Raw genomic sequence first — 15763 nt, forward strand, 5'->3', positions numbered from 1 at the left:
CTTGTTAAATAACAATAATGTGGCGGGCGATGTGCTTTTTTATTGGCTCTCATGCAGCACATTATGGCTTATTAGGCGCAGATAACATGGCAAATATAGTGGATGAGCGCAGCGGCAAGGGATTTTTGCATGAAAACTTTTAACGCAGCCTGTAGCGGGTAGATTACGCGACATATATTCAGTAGGTTATAAACACTTTGATACAAAGTCCGGGACGCATAACGGCGCTGTCGTTGCGTTTCCATATCATCACTAACCGATGAAAGGGAAAACTATGTTAATTGGAGTACCCAAAGAGCGGTTGTCAAATGAAGCCCGCGTGGCTGCAACGCCGAAAACGGTGGAACAGCTGTTGAAGCTGGGTTTTAGCGTGGCAATTGAACAGCAGGCGGGCATGGCGGCAAGCTTTGCCGATAGCGCTTATCAGCAGGCAGGCGCCACGCTGGTGGATCGCCAGCAGGCTTTGCAGGCCGATATTGTGCTGAAAGTTAACGCACCTGATGACGAAGAGATCGCACTGCTGCGTGAGGGCAGTACCCTGATAAGCTTTATCTGGCCCGCGCAGAATCCGCAGCTGATGGAAAAGCTGGCCGCGCGCAACATCAACGTGATGGCGATGGATGCGGTACCGCGAATCTCCCGTGCGCAATCTTTGGATGCGCTGAGTTCCATGGCGAATATCGCCGGTTACCGCGCAGTCGTGGAAGCGGCGCATGAGTTTGGGCGCTTCTTTACCGGGCAGATCACTGCCGCAGGAAAGGTACCTCCGGCCAAAGTTATGGTCATCGGCGCAGGCGTAGCGGGACTGGCCGCTATCGGCGCCGCCCGTAGCCTGGGCGCTATTGTACGTGCTTTTGATACCCGTCCTGAAGTCAAAGAGCAGGTCAAAAGCATGGGCGCCGAATTCCTTGAGCTTGATTTTAAAGAGGAAGCGGGCAGCGGCGACGGCTATGCCAAAGTGATGTCAGAGGCCTTTATTGAGGCGGAAATGGCGCTGTTCGCCGCCCAGGCCAAAGAGGTGGATATCATTATCACCACGGCGCTTATTCCCGGTAAACCCGCGCCGCGCCTGATTACTCGCGATATGGTTGCCGCCATGAAACCCGGCAGCGTGGTGGTGGATCTGGCGGCGCAAACCGGCGGTAACTGCGAACTCACCGTTGCGGACAGCATTACCACCACCGCCAACGGTGTAAAAATCATTGGCTACACCGATTTGCCCAGCCGTCTGCCCACCCAGTCTTCCCAACTCTACAGCACTAATCTGGTCAATCTGTTAAAGCTATTGTGCAAAGAGAAAAACGGCGAAATCGACATTAACTTCGACGATGTGGTGATCCGTGGCGTAACCACGGTGCGCGCTGGCGAAGTGACCTGGCCTGCGCCGCCAATTCAGGTTTCTGCCGCCCCGAAAGCGGCACAACCCGCAGCCGAGCCGCAGGCGGTGCCGACAAAGCCCGCCTCGCCGTGGCGTAAATATCTGCTGCTGGCGCTGGCGATTGTGCTGTTCGCCTCTCTTGCTAACGTGGCTCCGGCGGCTTTCCTTTCACACTTTACCGTTTTTGCGCTCTCGTGTGTGGTGGGATATTACGTGGTATGGAATGTCAGCCACTCGCTGCATACCCCTTTAATGTCAGTAACCAATGCCATTTCCGGGATTATCGTTGTGGGTGCGCTGTTGCAAATGGGTCATGGCGGCTGGGTCACTTTCCTCTCCTTTATTGCCGTTTTGATTGCCAGCATCAACATCTTTGGCGGTTTTACCGTAACTCAGCGCATGCTGAAAATGTTTCGTAAGAACTAAGGGGTAACAACATGTCTGGCGGATTAGTTACTGCAGCATATATTGTTGCCGCAATCCTGTTTATTTGTAGCCTGGCGGGGCTTTCGAAGCATGAAACCTCGAAACAGGGGAACATTTTTGGCATGGCGGGCATGGGCATCGCGCTGTTTGCCACCATCTTTGGCCCGGATACCGGCAATATCGCCTGGATTTTATTGGCGATGGTTATCGGGGGCGCCATCGGTATTCATCTGGCGAAAAAGGTCGAAATGACCGAAATGCCGGAGCTGGTGGCGATCCTGCACAGCTTCGTTGGTCTGGCGGCGGTGCTGGTAGGGCTCAACAGCTATATCGATCACGGTCCTGGCCTGGAGCCGGTGATGGAAAATATTCACCTGACGGAGATTTTCCTCGGCATCTTTATCGGCGCGGTGACCTTTACCGGTTCGCTGGTGGCATTTGGTAAGCTGCGTGGAAAGATTTCATCGCGCCCGCTGATGCTGCCGCATCGTCACAAGCTTAACCTGCTGGCGCTGGTGGTTTCTTTCCTGCTGCTGTGGATATTTGTTCGCACCGACAGCCCCGGGCTGCAAATCTTTGCGCTGTTAATTATGACGGTAATTGCGCTGGCCTTTGGCTGGCACCTGGTCGCCTCGATCGGCGGCGCAGATATGCCAGTGGTAGTTTCGATGCTGAACTCCTATTCCGGCTGGGCTGCAGCGGCGGCAGGCTTTATGCTGAGCAACGATTTGCTGATTGTGACCGGCGCGCTGGTGGGATCTTCAGGGGCAATTCTCTCTTACATTATGTGTAAGGCGATGAACCGTTCGTTTATCAGTGTCATCGCCGGCGGCTTCGGCACCGACAGTAGCGCGACGTCAGGTGAGGGCGAAGAAAGCGGCGAGTATCGTGAGATCAGCGCGCAGGATACGGCTGAGCTGTTGAAAAACTCCTCTACGGTGATCATCACGCCGGGCTACGGCATGGCGGTAGCGCAGGCGCAGTATCCGGTAGCGGAGATCACGGAGAAACTGCGCGCGCGCGGTATCAATGTGCGGTTTGGTATTCATCCTGTTGCCGGTCGTCTGCCGGGGCATATGAACGTTCTGCTGGCGGAAGCTAAAGTGCCATATGACGTGGTGCTGGAGATGGATGAAATCAACGATGACTTCGCCAGTACCGATACGGTGCTGGTGATTGGCGCGAACGATACCGTGAACCCGGCTGCACAGGAAGATCCCCGCAGCCCGATCGCCGGTATGCCGGTACTGGAAGTCTGGAAAGCGCAAAACGTAGTGGTGTTTAAACGCTCTATGAACACCGGCTACGCAGGCGTACAGAATCCGCTGTTCTTTAAAGAGAATACGCAGATGCTGTTTGGCGATGCGAAAGTCAGCGTAGAGGCGATCCTCAAGGCGCTGTAAGGCCGTAAAACCATAAAAAAGCCGCTGTTGGCATCGGGCCGACAGCGGCTTTTGTTTGCGAGTCCCGAACTTGCAAAGAGAAAATTTTCTCTCACAGTATATCGACACTGGAGGCTCGGCTAATTAACTCAACATTAATTTCTTGCCAGCCGCATAGCACGTGCCAGAGCAGCGATACGTTGAGTCCGGCAAAAAAGGACAAATGCAATAAATGCTCTGCTGTTAAACAGATAGCGGCATCCGAACCATAAAAACAGTGCAATTACCATCAGCAGGCAATTCTGCATATCGCCAGTAACCAGAGCACAGAAGAGTAACAGTAACGATGCCAGGGCAAGGCTATGATAAACGCCGCTATACCAGAGCAAGCCTGCCGTTTTCCCACGCGCGATAAGGTAGGTCGCGGTGAGATTGCTCAATATAAACAGTATTGAGGGAGCGAAAAATAACAGCGCGTGCAGGGGATAAGGTAACGATGGCACCATTGCCAGCATAGTTAACATATCCAGCGCAAAAACCAATAAAAACAGCAGCAGCGCCAAAGCTAAGGGAAAGCCGTTCTGTTTTGGCATCTCATGGCTCGACTTAGCGAACCAGCGTTCCATATCAATGGTGGAATGCCGTAGCAGGCTATCATCTTTACGCGAGATCGTTATGTCCACTTCACGACCATGCTGCAGCAAATCGCTGAAATATCGGCCCGAGAGAAAGTGTGTCAACTGCATTACAGCACCGCCAGCGACTGAATGGTGCCAATAATATAGCGCCCGGTTTTCGGCACATTGTTGGGGGCGGCAATCACACCGCTTATCGCGCTGCCCGCCAGCGCGGCAGCGCTATTCACTACATTAGCTAACTGACGTGTGAGCTCAATCTGAATGGGCTGCACCGGAAAGCGTTTAGGATAAAGTCCGGCGCGGATAGCTGCCTTAATCTCTTTATGACTAATACCGGGATTTTGCAGACGAATAATCAGTTCGGTTAAGCGCGCACGATCCTGACGAGGATAATTTTTTAACCATTCCATTGCTTTAAGCGACGAGACCGATTTCATGGCGCGCCAGGTTGCCAGAGCTTCTTTAAGTGCGCCGCCCGCGCTGGCTAAAGATATTAAATCGAGCGCAGTAGAGGTAGCGACATACCAATTCTGTGAATCAAGCCACTGCGCTGTATCGCCGCCATTTTCAACAAAATCATATAAACGATAAAGGCCATTGAGGCATTGCAGGCCGCTGGCGGCAGCACCTGCATAACCAATAGCTACCAGCGCACCGCTGGCACCTGCTGTAAGCGGGGTGGCAGCGGCAGAGATAGCCATAACACCCGCCGTGATTAACATTGCGCCGCATGAAAGCACTGTTGAGGCGATTTCGGGCCCTAATGATGATGAGGAAACCGCCGCGGTCAGGGATTTGCCAACGCTATGGGTAGTACTTTTCTCAGGCATTTTGGTTACAATAACATGCGTTATTATCCCACTTTGTCCATTAGGATGACGTTTACCAGGACGCACCAGATAACGTTGCTCGCCTTCCGCATAAATAATGCCTGCCAGGTTGAAATCGCGGGTGCAATCCATAGCGGCGCCCAAAGCAGCAAAATCGAAATCAGAGGTGCCTTTGTGGGTTAAACGGGTAAAGCTATAGTCAGGGAGGGGACTTTTTGCGAATCCTGGCAGCGTCATTTTGCTTTCCTTTTTGCAACGTTTATAAGCAGCAATAACATTTAGCCTGGCCTCTTTTATCTGTGTGAAAAGGCCAGTAGCTGAAGCGAGCTGATAAAAACTATTAATTTATATTAATACTTTACCCTCTCTGTACAGCGACAGTAAACATTTCTGAGACTAATGACTGGACCTGATCATTACTCGCGATCCTGATTCGCCACCTTCCCCTAAAAAGTAAAAGCCGCTGTTGGCATCGCGCCGACAGCGGCTTTTGTTTGCGCTATGTTTACCGGCGCGTTTTAATCATCCTCGTCATCATCCAGCTCAAACGGCGAGGCAAAATTGTCTGGTTTAATTACCAGCAGATCGCAGCGTAAATGATCGATAACCTGTTCAGCGGTGTTACCTAAAAATGCCGCCGACAGCCCGGTTCGGCCAATGGTGCCTAACACCACAACGCCGGCGTTAAGGTGATCTGCCAAATCGGGAATCACTTCCTCCGGCAAGCCTTTAGCCACGTGAGTAAACTTTTCATCAATAGAGAATTTTTGCCGTAGCGCTTTCATCGCCACCAGATGCTGGCCGCGAATGGCATCGTTATAGACGCTGGGATCAAAATCAGGCAGTTCGATGGCAATATTGATTGGCGTAACCGGATAGGCACCTACCAGATGCACCTCAGTATGGTTAACCATAGCGGCCAGTTCGGTGGTTTCACGAATCAGCTTCTGATTAAGACCGTCATGATGAGGTTCTTCACTGGCGAGGTTAACGGCAACCACCGCTTTACCCTGTTCTGGCCAGGGCTGATCTTTCACCATCCAGACCGGGCAGGGGCATTTGCGTAACAGATGCCAGTCGGTAGGGGTAAAAATAACTGACTCCAGCCGATCGTGCTGGTGGGCCATTTTTAACACCAGGTCATGCTGGCCAGTGAGGACTTCCTCAATAATCGCTTCAAAAGGGCGATTATGCCATACAACCTTGATATCGATATCCACGCCCGCTTCGAGATAAGCGTGTGCCTGCTCGCGAATCCATTCTGTCCGCTGGCTAATCACCCCCTGACGCATGGTGGTGCGTTCATCGGGTGAAAGAAGGGTGGTCATCTCGTAAGAAAAATCATAGATGGGCAAAAAAGCCTTAATTTTCCCGCCGATACGCTGGTTGAGATAAACAGCCCGCCGCAATGCAGGCTGATCGTCCTGTTCAGGATCTATCGCCACCAGAATATTTTGATACTTAACCATAACGGCTTCTCCAAACACCAGAGCGTGTCAGCTAAAGATAGCCCATTAACAGGTCAGGCAAAAGAGGAAAAGTTCTAACCGGATCAATAAAATAACAATTAGTGATCCGGCAAACTCATCAGGCAGCGCCGCGACTTTGACCAGCCAGCTCGGCCAGCATTGGATGGTCTTCGATGGTGATATATTTGCCTTTCACCGCCAGCATCCCGCTTTTCTGGAAGCGACCCAGCAGACGGCTGATGGTTTCTACCGTCAGGCCCAGATAGTTACCAATATCGCCACGCGTCATGGTAAGACGGAACTCGCGCTGCGAGAAGCCACGCTGGCCAAAACGACGCGCCAGATTCCAGATAAAGGCAGCCAGACGCTCTTCGGCATTTTTCTTGGACAGCAGCAGGATCATATCCTGATCGCCTTTGATCTCGCCGCTCATCAGACGCATCATCTGCTGGCGCAGGGCGGGCATTTTGCCGGAAAGGTCATCCAGCGTTTCGAAAGGAATTTCGCAGACCATTGAGGTTTCCAGCGCCTGAGCAAAGCTGGGGTGGTGCCCGGAGCCAATGGCATCGAAACCCACCAGGTCGCCCGCCAGGTGAAAACCGGTGATTTGCTCATCACCCTGTTCGGTAATGGTGTAGCTTTTTATGGTTCCGGAGCGAATAGCATACAACGAACGCAGTTCATCACCGGCCTTGAACAATGCCTGGCCTTTCTGAATCGGCTTTTTACGTTCGATAATATTGTCCAGCTGGTCCAGTTCGTGCTCATTCAGCGTGAAGGGAATACACAGTTGACTGATGCTACAGTCCTGGCAATGAATTGCGCATCCACCAGACTGGATGCGACGAATGCTTCGTTTTTCCGGGATCATGATACATCCTCGACAATAATTGACTGAGGTCAATTTTAACATTCTTCATGAGCGAAATGGAATGCATAAGCGCACTTTTAACCGCATAAAAAGCAGGGACGTTATCGTTTAATATCCTGAATGTAATAATAAGGGTAAATTTCAGGCGTTATTTTGTTAATCGATGACGGAAAACAACTTTTTCAATGTTGCCGAACAGAAACTTGTTGTTAACACTTAACTAACCTGTCAAAAAACAGCCTGCAGGAAGGTCAAAAAATCAACGCTGGTTAATGCGCTGCTCAGGCGCAGCTTTGGCTTTTGGCAACGCCTCGCCAATCGGTTAAACTTGCCGGGACGCACGGTCATTTCCTTCTTCGTGCATTGCCACGACATATCAGGCGTGAGGTAAGCCCCATGAACCTTGACGATAGAGATCTGTTTCGTGACGCCATGGAAGATGTCACTCCGCTGAAAGATTGCGCTAATATTCACTGGCTAAAAGCGCCGACGCCAAAAGCGCAGCGCCAGCCGGTTAATGAGGAAACGGAGAACTTCCTTACCCGAGGCTACCTCGATATTGTTCCGCTGAACGAGCCGCTGGAATATAAGGCCGAGGGCATCCAGCAGGGCGTGCTTGATAAGCTGCGTTTAGGTAAATACAAGCTCGACGCCAGCCTTAATCTGTTGCGTCAACCCGTAGAGTCCTGCCGACAGACGCTCTTTGCCTTTATCATGGAAGCGCGAAAGGATAATCTGCGCAATCTGTTGATTGTGCACGGCAAAGGCAGGGAAGATGAATCGCATGCTAATATCGTGCGCAGCTATCTGGCGCGCTGGCTGCGGCAGTTTGACGATGTGCAGGCGTTCTGTATCGCCCAGCCACATCATGGCGGCAGCGGCGCAATATATGTTGGGATGCGTAAAACAGAACAGGCGCGGCTGGATAACCGCGAACGGCACGCAAAACGCAGCCGATAACCTCTGCGGCTGGCGTTGACCAGCCGTTAATACCTTTATCCGCCTGCACTTATTCTGCCGCTGTTATCACGAATGACACTTACGAATGGTCGCCAGCAGGATCTCGGCGCTAAGAGAGAGCGGATTGCCGGAACGGGTGATAATGCCTACCGGCTCGCCGGGTCCGTGCGAGGCGACAGGCAATGCCACCAGCGAACTGTGTGATAAATCTTCTTTTACCGCGCCCGACGGCACAAACCATACATAGTCATAACGCAGCGCAAGCTGGCGCGCCAGCGAGGTGGAAGAGGTTTCCACACAGCTGGCGGGCAGCTGGCAGCCCTGTTCATCCATCATGGCCTGGGCAATCCGACGCGGCGCGGTTCCTTCCGGTGAAATCACCACCGGCCACTGTAGCGCCCGGGAAAGCGTGACGTTGTCATTTAAAAGCGGATGTTCGGGCCTGACCACCAGCCGTAAGGACTCCAGAAACAGCAGTTCATAAGAGAGTCCGGCCATCATATCGGCATCCGCCATGCGGCCAATGCCGATATCAAACTCACCCGCTTTCAATCCCGCCAGCAGCACATTGTTGTGCAGCGTAGCAACCTGCACTGTGGCCTGCGGCTGCTGCTGATGAAAACGGTCGAGAATTTGCGGTAGCATGCCCATCGCCGCCGTGGTCAGTGCCCCAAGACGGATCACAACCGGTCTGTCGCTGACTGGATTAGCGAAGGACTGCCCGGCATGGTTTAGCGCATCAAGGACCTTGATGGCGTGCGTTAAAAACTGTTCGCCGATGGTAGTGAGCTGCGCGCCAAGCCGTCCGCGCTCAAACAGGCGTACTCCGGTCAGCTCTTCCAGCTCGTTAAGGGTTTTAGAAAGGGCGGGCTGGCTCAGGCTGAGCGTTTCCGCCGCGCGGCCCAGCGTACCTTGCTGTGCAACCGCGACGAACGTATGTAGATGACGCAGACGAATGCGCTGATTAAACAGATAGTTTTTGTCCATAGGGCAAGAGTAGAGAGACCGGCAGAATGAACGCAAGCAATAAGCTGTAATTTTTTTAACTTTATTGCAAATTATATTTAACATTATTGCGCTTTGTTCAGAAAAACGTCCGCTTGTAATGCCCCGAAGGTAATCCTTTCGCACACCACCATAACTTTTCTGCATGGTTAACCGCAGCGGCAATGGACAAAATGACCTGGTTGAGAAAATTTCAGGCGGGTGCAAAGTCATAGCCGCAGAGTGCAGCGTTTCGCTATGATAAGGCGTTTTATTTTGCGCGGGCGCTTTATCCGTTAACCAGCCACAGGGAGTAGAGTTCTGGACAGCACACAGGCCATTGACGTTCGTCAACAAATTAACCAGCACGCCTTAAGTGCATTTCAGCGACGGATTATTGCCCTCTGTTTTATTATCGTCGCGCTGGATGGGATGGACATTGCGCTGATGGGCTTTATTGCGCCCGCTTTGCGCAGCGCCTGGCAAATTTCCAGTCACCAGCTCGGTATGGCGATCGGTGCCGCCCTGGCTGGGCTGGCGCTGGGCGCGATGTTTGCCGGTCCGCTGGCCGATCGTTACGGGCGACGCTGGATTATTATCTGCAGCGTTTTCTTTTTTGGCCTCTGGACGCTGGTAACGGCGTTGGCACAAAACATCGAGCAGATGATGTTATTCCGTCTGCTGACCGGATTAGGGCTGGGGGCTGCGATGCCTAACGTGGGCACGCTGGTATCTGAGTATGCGCCTGAGCGACAGCGGGCATTTTTAATTACCGTAGTGTTCTGCGGTTTCACCTTCGGTGCGGCCAGCGGCGGTTTTGCCGCTTCCTGGCTTATCCCGGCTTTCGGCTGGCATGCGGTACTGCTGCTGGGAGGGATTTTACCCCTGTTGCTGCTGCCGCTGCTGCTGCGTTACCTGCCTGAATCGGTACGTTTCCTGCTGGCGCACCAGGCACCACACTGGCGCATCCGCGCAATCGTCGAAAAGATGTGGCCGGGCAGTACCACGCCATACAGCACTTTTCTGTATCCCGCACGGGTTCCGGGCGCAGGCAGTATCCGTACGGTGCTTTCCGGTCAATACCGTTTCGGTAGCCTGATGCTGTGGGGCGGCTACTTTATGGGCCTGTTTCTGGTTTATCTGATTGGTAGCTGGATGCCTGCGCTAATAGGCGATCTGGGTTTAAGCGTGACCGCCGCCGCGCTGATTACCGCGATGTATCAGGCAGGCGGCACCGTAGGTTCGCTGTTCGCTGGCTGGTTAATGGATCGGGTTAACGCCAACCTGGCGCTGGCGGCTATCTATTTTGGCGGCGCGCTGGCAACGATTTTGCTGGGCTGCGTTCCCGCCCAGCCGCTGTTAATGGCGGGGATCGCTTTTTGCTGCGGCTTCTGTTTCAACGGCGCCAATACCGGGATGAATGCATTGGCCGCCAGCTACTATCCCACGGCGGCGCGCGCCACCGGCTCCAGCTGGATGCACGGTATCGGGCGCATCGGCGCTATCCTGAGCGCCTTCGCCGGCGCGCAAATGTTAGCGCTGGGCTGGTCGTTTAGCCAAATTTTCATGCTGCTGGCCTTGCCTGCGGTGCTTACTACGCTGATGCTGCTGGCGAAACAGCGTTGGGGGTAATGCGGCCACGCTTGTAAAGAGGGCGTAACAGCCAGCGTTGCGCCGCTTTCACCGTCGCGATCACAAATTTAACAACTTTTTTCCGCCCCTTTTTTGCTTGCTCTACAGTGGCAACAGAGAAATGCAAAATAAGGCGGAGTTATGCAAAAGTTTGTTAGCGCGGATGCGCTGCGGGAACGTTTTTCTCAGGCGATGTCCGCCATGTATCAGCAGGAGGTTCCGCAGTATGGCACCTTATTAACGCTGGTGGCGGAGGTCAATCAACAGGTACTGGCGCAGGACAGCGCCCTGGTGGAGCGACTTACCGCGGCGGATGAGCTGTCGCGTTTGAGCGTGGAGCGTCACGGCGCGATTCGGGTCGGCAGCGCGCAAGAGCTAAATACGCTGCGCCAGCTGTTCGCCATTATGGGCATGTATCCGGTGGGCTATTACGATCTGGCTCCGGCGGGCGTGCCGGTTCACTCAACGGCCTTTCGTCCGGTAGCGGCGGATGCGCTGCGTCGCAACCCGTTTCGGCTGTTCACCTCTTTGCTGCGGCTGGAGCTGATTGAAGACGCGGCGTTACGACAAAAGGCACAGTCGATACTGGCGGCCCGTGAGATTTTTACGCCGCGCTGCCTGGCGCTGATAGAGCTGCATCAGCAGCAGGGCGGTTTCGATGAGCAGACAGCCGCTGAGTTTGTGCGCGAGGCGCTTGAAACCTTCCGCTGGCATCGACAAACCACCGTTGACCGTGCGACTTATTACGCGCTGCATCAGCAGCATCGTCTGATAGCCGATGTGGTCTGTTTTCCGGGATGTCATATCAATCACCTTACACCTCGCACGCTGGATATCGATCGGGCTCAGGCCCTGATGCCAGAGCGAGGGATAGTACCCAAGGCGATCATTGAAGGGCCGCCGCGCCGTCAGGTGCCCATTTTATTGCGCCAGACCAGTTTCAAAGCGCTGGAAGAGCCGGTAACGTTTTGTGATGGCGGCGAAGGCAGCCACACGGCGCGCTTTGGCGAAATCGAACAGCGTGGTGTTGCGCTGACGCCCGCAGGACGGCAGCGTTACGATAGCCTGTTGACGCAGGCGGGCAGCGGCAGCGATAACCAGCAGCATCAACAGCATCTTGCCGACATCTTTCAGGATTTTCCCGATAACGAACGGCTGTTGCGTCAGCAACAACTCGCCTGGTTTGAGTACAGGCTAACGGAAAAGGGCCGGCAGCAGGGGTTTCCACCTGATGCTGATAAAGAAGCGCTGATTGACCAGGGGCTGCTGGTGGCCGATCCGCAGATTTACGAAGATTTCTTGCCCGTCAGCGCTGCCGGTATCTTCCAGTCCAATCTGGGCGAACAGGCGCAGGAATCCTTCTCAGCCGCCGCCAGCCGGGCCAGTTTTGAAGAGGCATTAGGCGGTGCCGTTATCGATGAGATGACGCTGTATGAGGCGCGACAGACAGCAAGCCTGCAACGCTGCGGATTAAGCTGAATTGTTAATATTTCGCGCTGGCGGGTATTCACGGTCAGCGCGAACAGTATCACGATCCTTATCATTCAGGCGTATTCAGCCCGCTTTTCAGACTGGATACGCCCCTCAGCACCCTCTGTTTTTGTCGCTTCTGTCCGCTCCTCTGTGTCACTTAAACCCACTGTTTATCCGAAATGTTGTTCATCAGGCTGATTTCGCCTCGGCATAATCTGCAAAATTGCCGTCAGCATAGACATTAAAACCGCGTCTGCGAATAATAAGCCGGAGCTTCACGTTGGAAAAAATAATGAAGAATGAATCTTTAAGGATACACACGGCAGAAGGTGCATTACGCGGCGCAATTGATGAAGGCATTTTTGTTTTCAAGGGCATTCCCTATGCGGCTCCGCCGACAGGCGCACTGCGCTGGCGCGCGCCCAGGCCTGTCACCCCGTGGAAAGAGGTGCGTGACGCCACACAGTGGGGCAATGCCAGCTGGCAGCAGCGTGAATATTGCGTGCTGGCAGGGGGCGGCGATCCCGGCAACCTCAGCGAAGATTGCCTTTATCTCAACGTCTGGTCGCCGGAGATCCAGCCGTCGCGCCCACTGCCGGTTATGGTCTGGATCCACGGCGGTGGCTTTACTATCGGCGCGGGCAGCCTGGCACCCTATAACGGTAAAGCATTAGCGGCGCGTGGCGTGGTAGTGGTAACGCTCAATTATCGTCTTGGGCATCTGGGCTTTTTTGCTCATCCGGCGCTGGATGCTGAGTCTGCGCCTGGCGAAACGATCAATAACTTCGCGCTGCTCGATCAGATCGCAGCGCTGCAGTGGGTACAACGTAATATTGCCTCCTTTGGAGGCGATCGACGCAACGTTACCCTTTTTGGTGAATCCTCGGGCGGACGCAGCGTATTGTCGCTGTTTGCTTCACCGCTGGCGGCGGGGCTGTTTCACAAAGGTATTGTACAGAGCGCCTACAGTCTGCCAGATAAAAAGCGTGATGAGGCGCTGACCAATGGCGTTGCGGTGGCGCATCATCTCGGCCTGAAAAACGCCAGCGCGGAAGCGTTGCGCGCCTTGCCTGCCGACAGTTTTTGTTCGCTGCCGCCGCATTTGGGCAACGGGCCGGTCGCGATCGCTGGCGACCAGGTACTGCCGAAACCGATGGTAGAGGTGTTTGCCGCTGCCCGCCAGCACCGTTATCCCCTGATGATCGGTTACAACAGCGATGAGGCCAGCGTGCTGGAGTATTTCGGTATGGATCCTACCAGCACCATTACCCGTTTACGTCAGCGGCGTCCGCTGTTGCTGAAGTTAATTAAATCGCTTTATGACGAACATGACGATCATCGTCTTGGACGTAAAGTTGCGCGTGATATGGCTTTTGGCACCATTACCTGGCTGGCAGTGCAGGCACAGCATCGACGCGGCGTGCCGGGCTGGCGCTATTATTTTGACTATGTCTCGGAAAACGCGCGCGATCTCTGCCGCTATGGAAGCTGGCATGGAAACGAAATCCCTTATGTGATGGAAACAATGAGTGCCGAGAACCCACAGATGGCGGATCGTCCCTTTACCGCAGGGGATCGTCAGTTTGCCCAACGAATCAGCGAATACTGGCTGCGTTTTGCGCATGACGCGACGGAATTTTCGCATCAGCTCACGGGTGAAATCAGCTGGCCAGCCTGGCACCCTGGCGAAGATGTTACCTTGCGTTTTGGCGTTAAAGGCGAGGCGGCGGTCATCCTGCAGCACCGTTTTATGCGTGTACGCCTGCGCCTGTTGCGTTTGCTGATGCGTGCGATGGTCAAACTGCGCTAATTACTTAACAAAACCGTCACTTTAAGTGACAAAATTTTATGCGTTTCCGGTAACATAAATCTGGTGTTTTTCAGTAATATCATAAAGTTAAGCGGTTTCTTTTTAGTGCGACCTCAAAAAATCAGGCAGGGCGGATGTTATAAAACAGTATAATTTCCGCCGCTGCTGCCGATAACCTTCGATAAGCCCGCCAGAGTTGGCGGAATATTCTACGGTTATGACCGAACTGAGGCAGCTATGCAGCTATTAAAAAACTTCACCATACGCGCCGTTATGCTTTCAATCCTGGGCCTGTTTTGTTTGCTCTGGTCTGCGGTTGGCATGTACAGCGTCCATTCGTTAAACGCCCTGAGCGAAGGCAACAACGTCGACCGGCAGCTGGTGTCGCAAATGACTATCCTGAGCAAAGGTAACGATCAATATTTTCGTTTTGTTACGCGTTTATCGCGGGTGATGGAAGTGCGCGCCACTGGCGGTACGCCGGATGCGGCAGCGTTTGCCAGCGTACAGAAAGCGCTTGACGGTATGGAAGAGCAGCTGGCGCAGTTTAAAGCTGCAGCCCCAGGACCGATGGATGCCGCAATTTCAACGGCGGTAGAAGAAAAATGGACGCAGTTGCTGGAACAGGGCGTCAGACCCCAGATGCAGCTGGCGCAGCAGGCCTCAGTAGAAGATTATCGCCGTCATGCGAACAGCGTAACGCCGACCTTCAGCCGCGAGTTTGGCGCAGTTGCGGAAAAATATAACGCCGCAGCGGGCCTGATGCTCGATCAAACCCGCGTTACCGTTGACCGCATTACTATTATTACCCGGATCACTATTATTGTGGCCGTTATCTGCGGTCTGCTGATTTTGCTGTTTACCGATCGCTATCTGGTGACGATGCTGGTACGCCCGCTGGAACTGCTGCGTGGACATTTCAGTAAAATTGCTGAGGGTGATTTAAGCCAGCCGATCCATGATTTAGGCCGTAACTGTATCGGGAAACTGGTACCGCTGCTGCGCGCCATGCAGGATAGCCTGCGTGAAGCAGTCAGCGCCATTCGTAGCGGTACGGAAAATATCTATCGTGGCGCGGCAGAAATTTCCATGGGAAATAATGATCTCTCTTCGCGCACCGAACAGCAGGCAGCAGCGCTGGAGCAGACCGCAGCCAGCATGGAGCAGCTTACCGCTACCGTGAAACTGAACGCGGATAACGCTCGTCAGGCCAGCGATCTGGCGGACAGTGCCTCGTTGACGGCAGGACAGGGCGGCAAACTGGTTAATGATGTGGTGCAGACCATGTCCGGTATTTCTGACAGTTCGAAAAAAATCGCTGAGATCACCAGCGTGATCAACAGTATCGCTTTCCAGACCAATATCCTGGCGCTGAACGCGGCGGTGGAAGCCGCACGTGCGGGCGAGCAGGGCCGCGGCTTTGCGGTTGTGGCCAGTGAAGTGCGTAATCTGGCACAGCGCAGCGCCGGCGCAGCGAAAGAGATTGAGTCGCTGATTGGCGACTCCGTGGCGCGGGTGGATAGCGGCTCAAAACTGGTTAACGAAGCGGGCAGCACCATGAGCGCCATTGTGAAATCGGTCAGCGATGTCACTGAAATCATGAAGCAAATTGCCGCCGCGTCAGAAGAGCAGAGCAAAGGCATTGAGCAGGTAGGCACCGCCGTTGCAGAGATGGACAGCGTAACGCAGCAAAACGCCTCGCTGGTGGAAGAGGTTTCCGCCGCCGCCACCGCGCTGGAGCGTCAAACCGAAGATCTACAGCGCTCGGTATCCCGCTTCCGTTTGTCGGCAGACGATCGGCAGCAGCCGTCTGAGCCGGTAAAAACGCCGGTTTTGACTACGGCCACTGCACGCCAGAAAACCCCAGCCGCCGCCAGCTCGGCGGATGAGTGGGTCTCCTTCTAATCCTG

General features: G+C 53.9%; 12 protein-coding genes. 7 read left to right on the forward strand and 5 right to left on the reverse strand.

The window, feature by feature from the left end; genetic code table 11:
- Nucleotides 1–274 precede the first annotated feature (274 nt).
- Together pntA and pntB are read left to right on the forward strand one after the other, a co-directional pair.
- Nucleotides 275–1804 (forward strand): Re/Si-specific NAD(P)(+) transhydrogenase subunit alpha, encoded by a 1530-nt coding sequence (gene pntA, locus B1H58_RS17155; RefSeq protein ID WP_085071667.1) that lies wholly within the window; start codon nt 275–277, stop codon nt 1802–1804.
- Nucleotides 1805–1815: 11 nt separating this feature from the next.
- Nucleotides 1816–3207: a Re/Si-specific NAD(P)(+) transhydrogenase subunit beta gene (pntB, locus tag B1H58_RS17160; RefSeq protein WP_085071668.1), complete on the forward strand. Its 1392-nt coding sequence runs from the start codon at nt 1816–1818 to the stop codon at nt 3205–3207.
- A gap of 134 nt (nt 3208–3341) precedes the next feature.
- Here pntB and B1H58_RS17165 read toward each other — a convergent pair whose 3' ends face one another.
- The 4 genes from B1H58_RS17165 to B1H58_RS17180 all read right to left on the reverse strand — a co-directional run bounded on the left by B1H58_RS17165 (nt 3342) and on the right by B1H58_RS17180 (nt 6994).
- A complete protein-coding gene (locus B1H58_RS17165; RefSeq protein ID WP_085071669.1) occupies nt 3342–3932 on the reverse strand; it encodes a hypothetical protein in 591 nt (196 codons plus the stop codon).
- Nucleotides 3932–4891 carry a hypothetical protein gene (locus tag B1H58_RS17170; RefSeq protein ID WP_085071670.1) on the reverse strand — a complete coding sequence of 320 codons (960 nt, stop codon included), beginning with the start codon at nt 4889–4891 and terminating at the stop codon, nt 3932–3934. The genes B1H58_RS17165 and B1H58_RS17170 overlap by 1 nt, the downstream gene beginning before the upstream one ends.
- Nucleotides 4892–5172: 281 nt before the next feature.
- On the reverse strand, nt 5173–6123 hold the full coding sequence (uspE, locus tag B1H58_RS17175) for a universal stress protein UspE (protein WP_085071671.1): 951 nt from the start codon (nt 6121–6123) through the stop codon (nt 5173–5175).
- 118 nt (nt 6124–6241) lie between these two features.
- Nucleotides 6242–6994: an FNR family transcription factor gene (locus B1H58_RS17180; protein ID WP_085071672.1), complete on the reverse strand. Its 753-nt coding sequence runs from the start codon at nt 6992–6994 to the stop codon at nt 6242–6244.
- A gap of 396 nt (nt 6995–7390) precedes the next feature.
- On the opposite strand from B1H58_RS17180, the gene smrA reads away from it, so the two are divergent.
- Nucleotides 7391–7954 (forward strand): DNA endonuclease SmrA, encoded by a 564-nt coding sequence (smrA, locus tag B1H58_RS17185; protein WP_085071673.1) that lies wholly within the window; start codon nt 7391–7393, stop codon nt 7952–7954.
- 66 nt (nt 7955–8020) lie between these two features.
- On the opposite strand, the gene B1H58_RS17190 is transcribed toward smrA, so the two are convergent.
- A complete protein-coding gene (locus B1H58_RS17190; RefSeq protein WP_085071674.1) occupies nt 8021–8941 on the reverse strand; it encodes a LysR substrate-binding domain-containing protein in 921 nt (306 codons plus the stop codon).
- A 318-nt stretch (nt 8942–9259) separates the two neighbouring features.
- Here B1H58_RS17190 and B1H58_RS17195 point away from each other — a divergent pair, with 318 nt between their 5' ends.
- The 4 genes from B1H58_RS17195 to B1H58_RS17210 all read left to right on the forward strand — a co-directional run bounded on the left by B1H58_RS17195 (nt 9260) and on the right by B1H58_RS17210 (nt 15758).
- Complete coding sequence (locus B1H58_RS17195; RefSeq protein ID WP_085071675.1) at nt 9260–10570, forward strand: MFS transporter; 1311 nt, start codon at nt 9260–9262, stop codon at nt 10568–10570.
- A 141-nt stretch (nt 10571–10711) separates the two neighbouring features.
- A complete protein-coding gene (gene hglS, locus B1H58_RS17200; protein ID WP_085071676.1) occupies nt 10712–12049 on the forward strand; it encodes a 2-oxoadipate dioxygenase/decarboxylase HglS in 1338 nt (445 codons plus the stop codon).
- A gap of 286 nt (nt 12050–12335) precedes the next feature.
- Nucleotides 12336–13853, forward strand: coding sequence for a carboxylesterase/lipase family protein (locus B1H58_RS17205; protein ID WP_085071677.1), 1518 nt, complete (start codon nt 12336–12338; stop codon nt 13851–13853).
- A gap of 237 nt (nt 13854–14090) precedes the next feature.
- Complete coding sequence (locus B1H58_RS17210) at nt 14091–15758, forward strand: methyl-accepting chemotaxis protein (RefSeq protein ID WP_085071678.1); 1668 nt, start codon at nt 14091–14093, stop codon at nt 15756–15758.
- The last annotated feature ends 5 nt before the right edge of the window (nt 15759–15763 follow it).

Origin of the sequence: Pantoea alhagi (assembly GCF_002101395.1) — a bacterium.
Classification (GTDB): Bacteria; Pseudomonadota; Gammaproteobacteria; order Enterobacterales; family Enterobacteriaceae; genus Mixta; species Mixta alhagi.

Bases quoted from the DNA above. Each gene is read 5' to 3' on its own strand.
- uspE (WP_085071671.1), bottom strand. From the start codon at position 6,123: ATGGTTAAGTATCAAAATATTCTGGTGGCGATAGATCCTGAACAGGAC.
- pntA (WP_085071667.1), top strand. From the start codon at position 275: ATGTTAATTGGAGTACCCAAAGAGCGGTTGTCAAATGAAGCCCGCGTG.
- B1H58_RS17190 (WP_085071674.1), bottom strand. From the start codon at position 8,941: ATGGACAAAAACTATCTGTTTAATCAGCGCATTCGTCTGCGTCATCTA.
- B1H58_RS17205 (WP_085071677.1), top strand. From the start codon at position 12,336: ATGAAGAATGAATCTTTAAGGATACACACGGCAGAAGGTGCATTACGC.
- hglS (WP_085071676.1), top strand. From the start codon at position 10,712: ATGCAAAAGTTTGTTAGCGCGGATGCGCTGCGGGAACGTTTTTCTCAG.
- smrA (WP_085071673.1), top strand. From the start codon at position 7,391: ATGAACCTTGACGATAGAGATCTGTTTCGTGACGCCATGGAAGATGTC.
- B1H58_RS17170 (WP_085071670.1), bottom strand. From the start codon at position 4,891: ATGACGCTGCCAGGATTCGCAAAAAGTCCCCTCCCTGACTATAGCTTT.
- B1H58_RS17180 (WP_085071672.1), bottom strand. From the start codon at position 6,994: ATGATCCCGGAAAAACGAAGCATTCGTCGCATCCAGTCTGGTGGATGC.
- pntB (WP_085071668.1), top strand. From the start codon at position 1,816: ATGTCTGGCGGATTAGTTACTGCAGCATATATTGTTGCCGCAATCCTG.
- B1H58_RS17165 (WP_085071669.1), bottom strand. From the start codon at position 3,932: ATGCAGTTGACACACTTTCTCTCGGGCCGATATTTCAGCGATTTGCTG.
- B1H58_RS17210 (WP_085071678.1), top strand. From the start codon at position 14,091: ATGCAGCTATTAAAAAACTTCACCATACGCGCCGTTATGCTTTCAATC.